General features: G+C 56.4%; 9 protein-coding genes. 5 read left to right on the forward strand and 4 right to left on the reverse strand.

Going from position 1 to position 11,528, the window contains the following annotated elements:
* Positions 1–209 precede the first annotated feature (209 nt).
* From ACR0J7_RS11625 to ACR0J7_RS11640, 4 genes are all read left to right on the forward strand, one after another.
* Entirely contained in the window at positions 210–1,205 is a 996-nt protein-coding gene (locus ACR0J7_RS11625) for an HlyD family secretion protein (RefSeq protein WP_480483857.1), read from the forward strand.
* Positions 1,202–3,898 (forward strand): ribosome-associated ATPase/putative transporter RbbA, encoded by a 2,697-nt coding sequence (rbbA, locus tag ACR0J7_RS11630; protein ID WP_480832793.1) that lies wholly within the window; start codon positions 1,202–1,204, stop codon positions 3,896–3,898. The genes ACR0J7_RS11625 and rbbA overlap by 4 nt, the downstream gene beginning before the upstream one ends.
* A complete protein-coding gene (locus ACR0J7_RS11635; RefSeq protein WP_480483859.1) occupies positions 3,899–5,023 on the forward strand; it encodes an ABC transporter permease in 1,125 nt (374 codons plus the stop codon).
* Between the two features lie 143 nt (positions 5,024–5,166).
* Complete coding sequence (locus ACR0J7_RS11640) at positions 5,167–5,595, forward strand: phasin family protein (RefSeq protein ID WP_480483860.1); 429 nt, start codon at positions 5,167–5,169, stop codon at positions 5,593–5,595.
* Between the two features lie 261 nt (positions 5,596–5,856).
* Here ACR0J7_RS11640 and ACR0J7_RS11645 read toward each other — a convergent pair whose 3' ends face one another.
* Positions 5,857–6,735, reverse strand: coding sequence for a LysR family transcriptional regulator (locus ACR0J7_RS11645; protein ID WP_480900089.1), 879 nt, complete (start codon positions 6,733–6,735; stop codon positions 5,857–5,859).
* A gap of 96 nt (positions 6,736–6,831) precedes the next feature.
* Between ACR0J7_RS11645 and ACR0J7_RS11650 the strand changes: the two genes are divergently transcribed.
* The gene (locus tag ACR0J7_RS11650) at positions 6,832–8,139 is read left to right on the forward strand and encodes an aminotransferase class I/II-fold pyridoxal phosphate-dependent enzyme (RefSeq protein ID WP_480900087.1); all 1,308 of its coding nucleotides are present in this window, start codon (positions 6,832–6,834) and stop codon (positions 8,137–8,139) included.
* A gap of 41 nt (positions 8,140–8,180) precedes the next feature.
* Here the strand turns inward: ACR0J7_RS11650 and ACR0J7_RS11655 are convergent, their stop codons facing one another.
* Genes ACR0J7_RS11655 through ACR0J7_RS11665 form a run of 3 tightly spaced genes read right to left on the reverse strand, consistent with a single transcriptional unit; the run spans position 8,181 to position 11,526 of the window.
* A complete protein-coding gene (locus ACR0J7_RS11655; protein WP_480900085.1) occupies positions 8,181–9,200 on the reverse strand; it encodes an Ldh family oxidoreductase in 1,020 nt (339 codons plus the stop codon).
* 11 nt (positions 9,201–9,211) lie between these two features.
* Positions 9,212–9,841, reverse strand: a complete 630-nt coding sequence (locus ACR0J7_RS11660; RefSeq protein WP_480900083.1) for a DUF3726 domain-containing protein — start codon at positions 9,839–9,841, stop codon at positions 9,212–9,214.
* On the reverse strand, positions 9,838–11,526 hold the full coding sequence (locus tag ACR0J7_RS11665) for a hypothetical protein (protein WP_480914362.1): 1,689 nt from the start codon (positions 11,524–11,526) through the stop codon (positions 9,838–9,840). Before ACR0J7_RS11665 ends, ACR0J7_RS11660 begins: the two co-directional genes overlap by 4 nt.
* Positions 11,527–11,528 lie beyond the last annotated feature (2 nt).

The raw sequence follows: 11,528 nt of genomic DNA on the forward strand, positions 1-11,528 counted from the left end.
ATTCGTCCGTCCGTTTCAGTCCCATAGTTCGTCTCCTTTGCTGCAATAAATGCTATCAAAGGAGCGGCAGCAAACCGCGACACGTCCATTCCGACCAACAGGATATGTTGTTCCCCCAAGCATGCTTTGGAAACGCTTGATCCATCGCAAAGTCCCCAATCCTGCCAGGCACTAGACTGACCGTCGCATTCAACGATCTGGCAAAAGCTATGAAGAAGAGTTCGCCCATCTTTTTTGCTCTGGTAGTCATCGTGGTTGCTGGCGCGGTTGTTTACTCCGTCATCTCCCAAGACGGCGATCAATTGCCGAGTGGCTTCGTACAGGGTAATGGAAGGATTGAGGCAGAGCAGGTTGAAATTGCGCCAACGATCGCCGGGCGTGTTGCCAAAGTTCTGGCACCTGAAGGCGGCATGGTCGCCGCCGGTGATGTACTTGCCAGGATGGATATAGACGAATTGTCTGCAGCGCTGGACCGGGCAAAAGCCGAGGTCGCCTTGGCGCGCCAGACAAAAGCAGAAGCTGAAGCCTTGGTTCTGCAACGCCAAAGTGAGCAACGTCGGGCGGCGCAGGAACTTGAACGTGCTACAGCGCTACTGACCGGGAACAATATCTCTAAGACAGTTTTTGAGGAACGTGAAACCATCCACCAAGTTGCGTCTGCTGTGTTGGGTGCCGCCAAAGCCCGAGTTGCAACCGCAGAAAGCCGGATTGCCGCTGCAGAAGCCGAGGTGCGCAGGATTGAGGCGCAAATCGAAGACAGTTCCTTGCTGGCACCAATGCCGGGTCGCGTTCTTTATCGATTGGCCGAGCCGGGCGAGGTCGTCGGAGCGGGTGAACCGATCCTGACCCTTCTCAGTCTCGAGAACGTGTATATGGAAGTTTTCCTTCCTGCGCGGGAAGCCGGGCTGTTGCCGATTGGAGCCGAAGCTCGCATCGTGCTTGATGCTTTACCCGAATACGCCACACCTGCATATGTCAGCTTTGTTTCTCCCGAGGCGCAATTCACGCCCAAACAAGTCGAGACTCTGGATGAACGCGAGCAACTGGTCTTTCGTGTCCGCGTTCGTATCCCCCAGGACCTGGTTGAAAGCCGGATTGAACACGTAAAAACGGGCCTGCGCGGCATTGCCGTGATACGGATCGATCCCACCAGCGCATGGCCCGAGGCGCTTGAACAGCCCATCCCGCAAGAGCTGTTCGAATGAATGCCACAGTCGCCTCGTCAGAGTTTCGAATTGCCGGTGTTACACACAGGTATCGAAAACACATCGCGTTGAACTCTGTAACCTTGGACCTTCCAACCGGACAGCTTGTCGGCTTCATTGGCCCAGACGGGGTGGGCAAGTCCACATTGCTTGGGTTGATCACCGGTGCAAAAAAGCTTCAATCCGGATCAATCGACGTTCTGGGCGGAGCGATTGATGAGCCCACTCATCGTAGACGAATATGCCCTGCGATCGCATTCATGCCGCAAGGTTTGGGTCGGAATCTCTATTCAGAACTGTCGGTACGCGAAAATTTGGAGTTCTTCTCGGGCCTTTTCGGACAGGGACACGACGAGCGTGACGCCCGGATCACCGCATTGCTGACAGCGACCGCGCTTGCACCATTTGAGGATCGCCTGATGGGCAGGCTTTCTGGTGGAATGAAACAGAAGCTTGGCCTGTGCTGTGCGTTGATTCATGACCCCAAACTCCTGGTTCTGGATGAGCCAACAACCGGGGTTGATCCGTTGTCGCGTCGACAGTTTTGGGCATTGATCGACGCTATCCGAACGGAAAACCCCAAGCTCTCTGTCCTTGTGTCTACAGCCTATATGGAGGAGGCCGAAGGCTTTGACTGGATCGTCGCGATGGACGCAGGTCGCGTCATCTTTCAGGGTAAACCCGCCGAATTGAAGCGTGCCGATAAGGACTTCGAAACTGCGTACCGACGCTTGCGGGCAGACGAGGCATCTGGTTCAGCGCCGGGTCAATCAATCGTTCGACAGATCAAATCGGATCCCGTGATTACTGCACGCGGGCTGACACGGCGCTTTGGCGATTTCATCGCCGTGAACAACGTTGATTTCTCGATCAATCGCGGAGAGATTTTCGGGTTTCTGGGATCAAACGGATGCGGAAAATCCACGACGATGAAAATGCTGACCGGTTTGCTGCCTGCAAGCTCAGGCGAGGCATTGTTATTCGGCAAACCCGTTGACGCCAGGGATCGAAAGGTGCGCCGCGAGATTGGGTACATGAGTCAGGCGTTTTCATTGTACGGTGAATTGTCAGTGTATCAGAACCTTCAGTTGCACGCCCGGATTTTCGCAATCCCTGACCGCGACGCGCGCATTTCGGAACTGACGGAACGATTCGGACTCGGCACGCATCGTGATACCCTTGCGGCCGCCCTGCCCCTTGGGATCAAACAGCGCCTGTCGCTGGCGGTTGCGATCATCCATCGCCCGCGTGTGCTGATATTGGATGAGCCGACATCCGGAGTGGACCCAGAGGCGCGAGATACGTTTTGGGCCTTGCTCGTCGAGTTGTCCCGACAAGACGCGGTAACGATCTTTGTCTCCACCCATTTCATGGCAGAAGCAGAACGATGTGACCGTGTTTCGTTTATGCACGCAGGCCAGGTCTTGGCAGAAGGCACACCAGCCGAATTGATCGCCGCTGAAAGCGCCGACAGCCTTGAGGCTGCGTTCATCTCAATTCTGGAGGCGGCAGAAAGACCGGCGCCGGTTGAAGCACCGAGAGTTGATTTGGCCACCAATTCCAAACACGTCGGTGGCAGTGTCGGGCGCGCACTGGCCTATACGCGACGCGAGGCCGTCGAGGTGGCGCGCGATCCTGTGCGCCTTGCCTTTGCGTTTCTTGGGTCAGCCATTTTGATGTTGGTTTTCTGCTTTGGCATCACGCTTGACATTGATGAACTGGACTTTGCCGTTCTAGACCTTTCTCAGGGTCCTGAGAGCCGTGCCTATGCAACTGAGTTCGCGGGGTCGTCCTATTTCAAACCCACGCCGCCATTGGAAAGCGCTATGGAAGGCCACAACCGGCTCCAGGCAGGAGACGTTTCACTGGTCTTAGAGTTGCCACCGAACTTCGGTCGTAAGCTGCGCACAGGCGAGCCAACACAGGTCCTCGCGACAGTCGATGGTGCCATTCCGTTCAAAGGCGAGACCGTTGAAGGATATGTCGCGGGACTGCATCAGTCCTTTCTGGACGAACACGCCCGAAAGACGGGGCAACGGGACTTCGAGATTGCCCGGATAGAACCGCGATTTCGCTACAATCAGAGTTTTGAAAGCATTGCAGCAATGGCCCCGGCCATGCCGGCGATTTTGCTTATCATGTTGCCGGCCGTCTTGACGGCGGTCAGTGTCGCGCGTGAGCGTGAGCTGGGATCTGTGGTGAATTTCTACGTAACACCGACAACCCGGCTCGAATTCCTGATTGGTAAGCAAATTCCCTATATTGCAATTGCTTTTGCAAACTTTCTGTTGCTGGCAGCGATGACCATTCTCGTCTTCGGTGTGCCGCTCAAAGGCGATCCCATTCCGCTAGCGGTTGGTGCGTTTTTGTATATCTGGGCAACGACGTCCTATGGATTGCTGATTGCCACAATGACATCCAGCCAGGTGGCAGCGACATTTGCGACAGCCATCGCCTCGGTTGTGCCGACCATCCAGTTCTCGGGCCTGTTGCAGCCCGTTTCCACTTTGGAAGGGGGGGCTCAGTTCATCGGCTCGCTCTGGCCATCTTCCTATTTTCTGCACCTGAACGTCGGCGCGTTCACCAAGGGCTTGGGGTGGGAATCACTTGCCCCGGACATTCTTGCGCTTGCCTGTTTCGGTCCAGTGCTGACACTCGCCGCCGCCCTTTGCCTGCGCGCGCAGGAGAAGTGAATGCAGCGCCTTTTTTGCATATTCTGGCTGGGGTTGAAGGAAATGATGAGCCTGCGCCGCGATTGGGTGATGATGGCCTTGCTGGTCTGGTCATTCACGCTGGCTCCGATCATGGAAGCAACAGGCGTTGCAAGCTCGGTGAATAACGCCTCAATCGCATTTGCAGATGAGGATAACTCTCCACTATCGCGCACCCTTGCCACTGCGTTTTTCCCACCGGAGTTTCAACCGGTCGTGCAAATTGAACCGGGGACCGGCCCAGCGCACATGGATGCCGGGCGGTTTATCTTCATCGTTGCCATTCCTCCAGGTTTTGAAAAAGACCTGCGCGCCAGAAGCACACCAGAGATACAGGTTCTGATAGACGCCACGGCTATGGAGCAGGCAGGTATCGGCGCCAATTACATCACCAGTATATTGAGCGCTGAAATCCATCGCTTTGCAGTTGGTGTTGACCTCGTAGATCCTCCCGCAATCAATGTCATTCTGAGAAGTGCCTTCAACCCAAACAGAGATACGGTGCGTTTTGCGGGCATCGTTGCGCTGATCGGTCAGATCATGTGGCTCACGACCATCCTGACCGGCGCTGCCATGATCCGGGAGAGAGAGCATGGAACAATTGAGCATCTGCTCGCCATGCCTCTAACTCCGCTCGACATTGCGATGGCAAAAATCTGGGCCAATGCGGCCGTTGTTCTGATCGCTGCGGGGTTATCGCTGACTTTTGTCATGCAGGGTTCGTTGGACATTCGCATTGCCGGATCAAAGACACTGTTCCTATTTGGAACCGCACTTTTTCTGTTTACAGCTACGGCGCTTGGGGTATTTCTGGCGACGATCGCGCGCTCAATGGCGCAATTTGCGCTTCTGGTCATGCTGATTGTCCTGCCAATGCTGATGCTGTCCGGAGGGGAAACACCAGTCGAAGGGCAACCAGGCTGGTTGCAAGCCGGAACGCTGTTTCTGCCATCGCGCCACTATATGTCAGCCAGCCAAGCAATTGTTTTCAAAGGTGCTGGAATCGAAACGGTCTGGCCGGAATTCGTTTGGATGGCTGTGTTGGGTCTGGCCCTGTTGATGACAAGTCTGGTTATGTTCAGACGGTCAGTCGCCCAGATGAGTTGATATCAACCGACCGTGTATGTTGTGGACGGGCGTATTGTGAAACGACGGCGCGAATTACCCAGTGAATTTGATCTCGGTTAATGTGAGTGCACCTCTGGGTGTGGTAAAATTAATCACCGTCTTCTTTTCTAGGGAGAGTTCAAATGCCCACAAAATCAGCCGAAATCGAGACACAGGAAGCCCTTACCGACGTGTTGAAATCCATGCAGGGCATGATGTCCATGAACTCCGCGGTGACGCCGCAGATTGAGCAGTTTTGGAAAGCGCAGGACCACCTGCTGAGCGAGGCGGAGGAATACTCCCGCCTCTGGTTCAAGCGCCGCCATGAGGCTGCACGCACCGCGCTGCAAACTGCCCGGGAAGCTACGTTTGGCGACAGCCCAGATCCAAGCAAAACGATGCAAGCCGTCGCCGAATGGCAACGCCATTCCATGGAACGAATGGTGGAAGACGCACGTGAATGGTTCGAAATGGTGTCGCGCTGTGCAAAATACGTAAGCGAAACAGAAGCAGACATCATCGGCGAAAACATGGAAGCTGCCTCCAAGGTCGCAGGCAAAGCCAAAAGCTGAGACCGACTAAACCCGTTTGACGCAGCCTTTCTTCGACGGGCGCGGTGCACTGTAACCCTCCACGTGTCGCTGGCCAAACCGAGCGGCCACGATTGCGGAAGCGCTCTGACAGTTTTTCGTGTGTACCCAAACATGATTGAACATGCAAAGTTGGGACCAAGCGTTCGAGTTTGACGAAGATAAGTGCCCGGTGTTTTGGGCAATCTTTCGCCCCCCTTTCAGTTCCCATCTATCCCGCGCTGAGGTCTGGGACAATTTGGGTCAACGGGACAAACATGCGATAATCTGGTCCGTTTCCGGTCTCCTGCGGGTTCGTTGTGGCATTTGGATAACCAGAGATCGGTCGGTTGGGAACAATTTGGTGTGCGCAGCTGTCAGCTCGCCTGTGGCCAAGGCGTCTTCGATCAGGCACAGGTGTCCCATCAGTATACCTGCGCCGGCCTTCGCCTCCTCTACGGCCAGACTGTAGAGGGAGAATTGAGCACCGCCCTTGGCACTATGCAGGTCATAGCCAGAGTGTTGGGCCCATTTGGTCCAATCTTCGTTCCACACCAGATCGTGCAGCAACGGTACGCCCAGAAAACCGTTTGCGCGGCAAACTTGGTCCTTAAGCGCCGGGGCGCAAACCGGCACGATCTCGTCCGGGCAAACGACCACCTGATTGGCCGTGCCGTCCGGTGGAGCGAAGAAGATTGACAGGTCGAACAGTTCGCGCCCCAGGCTCGGCGGCGCTTCCAGCGCAGTGACGGAAAAACTGATGTCAGGAAATTGAGATCGGATCTGGCGCAGCCTTTTGGGAAGCCAGAGCTGAGCAATGGCCGGTAAAGCAGCGATATGAAAATCTGCATTGGGTTTAAGGTTGCGCAGCGCACGGGCCGCGTCGGCCAATTGGTCAAAAGCCCTGGTAAATTCAGCGACAAGCGACTGCCCCTCGGGCGTGAGTTCTACGCCTTGCGCGTTGCGCCGAAAAAGTGCTGCACCGGCCCAGCCTTCCAGCGTTTTGACGTGTTGCGAGATTGCACCCGGTGTGACGTTCAACTCTTCAGCCGCGGCGACAAAGCTGATGTGGCGCGCCGCTGCCTCAAACGCGCGCATTGCGTTCAGTGGGGGCCCTTTGGGACGTTTTGGGGAAACGCTCATCACCTTAGCCTTAGTTTTTCTACGCCAAGAAATAACAAATCTGCTTTGCGAAGTCACGCAGCAGCAGTCACAGTGCACGAAACAGGAGGATGTCAGATGACACTTGCACATAGAGACTGGGTGCCCACCGCAAGCGAAACATTGGTTCAGAATATCGCGACAAAGACAGCATCGGCATCGTCTGGCGACCTATTGGACCGGATCGCGCATCTGGCAGAGGAAAACCGCCGCATTCACGAGAAAGAGTGTTTCAACCTCAACCCCGCGACCAATGTCATGAACCCCAAGGCCGAGGCGCTTTTGTCGTCGGGCATCGGGTCGCGGCCTTCGCTGGGCTATCCCGGTGACAAATATGAAATGGGGCTGGAAGCAATCGAAGAAATCGAAGTCATCGCGGCCGAGCTTTGTGCAGAGGTCTTTGATGCCCGATTTGCAGAGGTTCGTGTGCCGTCGGGCGCAATTGCAAATCTTTATGGCTTCATGGCGACCTGTAAGCCGGGGGATACAATCATTGCGCCACCCGCAATGATCGGCGGCCATGTGACCCATCATACTGCGGGCTGTGCAGGGCTGTTCGGGCTGCGCACGATCGAGGCACCGGTTAACACAAATGGCTACACAGTCGATCTGGACCAACTGCGCGACCTGGCGCGGGCTGAGCGCCCCAAGCTGATCACGATCGGCGGAAGTCTGAACCTTTTTGAACACCCTGTTGCCGAGGTGCGGGCCATTGCGGACGAAGTTGGAGCGAAAGTCATGTTCGATGCCGCGCATCAGTGCGGGATAATCGCGGGGCGTGCATGGTCGAACCCGTTGAATGAGGGCGCGCATTTCATGACCATGAGCACCTATAAAAGCCTTGGTGGACCAGCAGGTGGATTGATCGTGTCGAATGATGTCGACATTGCCAAATCATTGGATGCAATTGCTTTTCCCGGGATGACAGCCAATTTCGATGCCGCCAAAACGGCCGCGCTTGCGGTTACCATGCTGGATTGGAAAGACTTTGGTCAGGCGTACGCGAACGAGATGATCGCATTGTCAAAAGCACTGGCCGCAGCGTTGGATGCGCAGGGTGTTCGCGTCTTTGAGGGTGCGGAAGGCTTCACCAATTCGCATCAGTTCGCGGTTCTGGCAGAGCCCTATGGCGGAGGGCAGGCGGCATCGAAGAAGCTTCGCGAAAGCGGGTTTCTTGCGTGCGGCATCGGATTGCCTGTCAAGCCGGTTGAAGGGGACTTGAACGGGTTGCGGATTGGCACTCCTGAATTGGTTCGCTGGGGCATGACCTCTCGAGATGCTGATCGCCTCGCCGATTTGATCAGGCGAGGACTGGACGACGCGCCTGTCGCTTCGGAAGTCTCTGCCTGGCGTAGTGAATTCGACACGCTGCATTTCGTGAACTAGGCGCAAGCGGCCACCACATCCGCCCGGTCTGGTGGCTGCTCTTAACTGTTTTCCTGAATTATCGCGTCAATTCTGGCCAATGTAGCAGTGTTGACGGCGACACCTTTTTGACCTGCGGCAAGGCGACATGCACGGCGCCCATCTCCGGGCAGGTGCGCGCCGTCCTGATCTCTGATCGACGCGACCAGATCCGATATTGCGGTTGAAAACAGTCCATTTGACGAAACCGCAGGGTCAATAGCGATGAAGAACTGCCCGGTTTTCGGTGGACCCCCGACCGTACCCGAGAACGGAGAGGCATGCAGCCCAAGAGTAGATCCTGTCAAAGCCGCCGCCATGATTTCAGTCAGCAAAGCGATACCCACACCTTTGTACCCGCCGGATGGGGCCATGCTTCCTTTCAGACCGACATTCGGGTCTGTTGTCGGGTTTCCGTCCGGGTCCAGTGCCCAGCCGACCGGGATGGCCTTGCCTTCTCTGGCGTGTTTCATCACTTCGCTTTTGGCGATGGTGCTGGCGCTCTGATCAATCAGCAAGGCGGGTTGCCCGTCTGGGCCCGGCACCGCAACAGAGAACGGGTTGGTGCCGACAACGGGCTTCGATCCACCCGAAGGTGCAATGGATGCTGGTGCATTGGTGAATCCAAGACCAACCAGACCCGCCTGCGCCAGTCGATACGTGTGATAACCCAACACACCGCAATTGTAGCTGTTGGTGATCGCAAGGGCCGCGATGCCCTGTTCACGAGCCGCCGGGATCAATGCTTCGAAGCCCATTTCAATGGCTGCATGTGCGAACCCGGTCGCAGCGTCTACGCGGATAAGGCCGGGGCGCGGGGTTTCCAGCGCCGGTACTGCCTGACCGTCGACTTTACCGCATTGTACATGTTCACAGTAAATCGGAATGTAAGCCAGACCATGGCTGGCCACCCCATCCGCTTCGGTTGCCGCCGTGGCCACGGCCAAAGGGCGCGCGTTTTCTTCATTTGTGCCAGCGGCAACCAACGCGGTGAAGGACAGCTTTTCGATTTCGGCAAGCGACAGGGTTTGGGTCTCGGTCATCTGATGATCCTTCAGTCATTGTCCGACAGGCCGGAACCAGCGCCAAGCAGTCGGGATTCTTCAGTTGCAGGGGCATATGTACGGTGCGCCATGGAGTTGAGGATCTGCCACGCCTCTGCATTTGGGGCGGCACGGCTTAGCAGGGGGCGACCGTTTTGAATGTGGTCGCCCTCGGTTATCTCAACATGATCAGCGCGGTCCAAATTGCTGTCTGCACAGCTTAGATGAACACCATCAGTTGTCGCAGAATACCCGTCGAAGGTGACTTTTACGGTCGTTCCCAGCTTTTTGGCCCCCGCAGCGACAAAGGGCAGCAACAGCAGCGGTGCTGCGAGATTTGAAATCGCAATGGTGCCTTGGGACAGGACGGTCGGGGAATCCGATATCACAGCTCCAGTCATCAGGGGGCACAGGTCTTGTTCGCCAACCCATACTCCGTTCTGAAGCACAGGAATGTGGCGTTCCAGACAGGGCGCATATTCACGTTTGAGCAGTTGGGCCAGAATAGCGGGCCCGTCGAACCCTTGGGCGCTTAGCCAACGGGTGGCTTTTGCAGCCTCTTCCGCCACGCCCCAGGCATATCCGGCCCCGCGGGTTGCGCGTTTGGCGGTTGCTTCGACTTCGTTCAATGAAAAAGTCATTGCGCAACCTCCGGATAAACCCACAAATCTGCGTTCGCGGTATTTAGCTCATCAGGGTAGGGGGCGCCGGCATACATGCAGATGCGGACCCAGCGATCTGAACGAGGGTCGAAATGCGTCGCGCCAAAGAAGGACAGCTTTGCGCGCAACATATCGATGGGCATCACTTTCGCGCCGATTGTGTTGTCATGAATCTCACCATATGGCGCGATACGGCTGATTTGGGCGCGGCGTACGGTGTGGCGATGCTCGGGGTGGCGCAAAAGAAATTCTGCTATCGGCGCATCATCCGGCCAGTCTTGCAGAGCCCTGAAAGCCATCGCCGCATCACGCGCGGGCGCGAGCGGTTGTTCATAGTCCGCAATTGGTTCTTCAAACCGTTCACCCAGTCTGGGTTCAAGTTTCTCTTCGGAAACGTACCAGGCGCGCGCGCAGTTTTTCGGATCACTCCAATCAAGATCCAGCGCCCAGTCAAAACTGTTCCGGATCAAGGTACGCACCCCTGACACCGGCATTGTTCCATCAATAACCTGTGCAGCCGTGTTTGTGTCCGCCATGCAGCTGGACAGCCCATCCACGACATCTCCGTAAGGCTCAAGGATCAGTGAGGCCAGCAACTCCTGGCCTTCTTCGCTAAGCGCGGTTTCCGACCATCGGATCATGCGATCCCACGGATGGTCTTGTGTCAGGTCGTCTGTAGCCAGAAATACGTCGATCGAATTCAGGTCGTCCTTTAGCGCAGCGAGTTTTTCAACCTGTATCGGGTGTTCGGATTGCCACCACGCGATTGACTGTTTGCTGCGCGCGAAAACGTCGCGAAAGACGCGTGCGTCTTTTTCGGTCGCTGTCTTAATTGACCGCACGCGCGAGATGGCCTGTTCCCGCGCCATGATCCAGTTGTTGAACAGAACGGGATGGTTCACGATGAACGGCGCCATTCCCAGTCCTGTGGAATTTCCGATGCCCAGCCAGCGTGCGATTTCAGGATCAAGCGCGACGGTCTGACCCCCGCCTTTGACCTGCGCCATATATTGCACCAGATCGCGTACAAAAACCCGGGTCAGATAGACTGACAGCATTTCGATCTGGAAGGGACCACTGACCTCATCCCGGTCCGCCGTTTTCTCACGATCCGCAGCGCCGAATTTGCCCGACCCATAAACGGCCGTGGTCCTCATCAGATAGCCGACCTGATAAATCTGTTCCAGGTCCGGTTGCTGGCCCGCAGCCAGACGATCCACCACATGAGCCCAGAGTCGCACGGAACGGTTGGCGCGTGACAGTGACAATTCGGTTTCGCCGACACGCCCTGCCTCTTGCAGCGGCACGTTCTGCGACAGGCGATCAATGTCTTCTGGCGTGGGGATGCCATCGAACAGTGCAAAGGTGGCGTCCCAGGCTTCGGCGATAACCCGGTCTGACCGTTGATCGGCAGGCAGGTCATGGGCAAAGGCGACCAGCGAATAGGCGCGATCGGGGCCTTGCGCGGTATAGACCGCATGGCCGACACCTTTGTCGTCAATTTCAAATGCAGGGCGCGAAAAGCTCCAGTTTTCATCGGCCATGCGGCGTGTCAGTTGCCGCATAAAGCTGAGCCGACATTGATGCAGTGATCCCAGCCGTGACAACCGCATGACCATAGCGGGGTCACGTCTGGCGATCTCTGTCTGCGCGTGTGGTTCCATTT

The sequence above is a fragment of the Ruegeria sp. O4 genome (assembly GCF_056535125.1).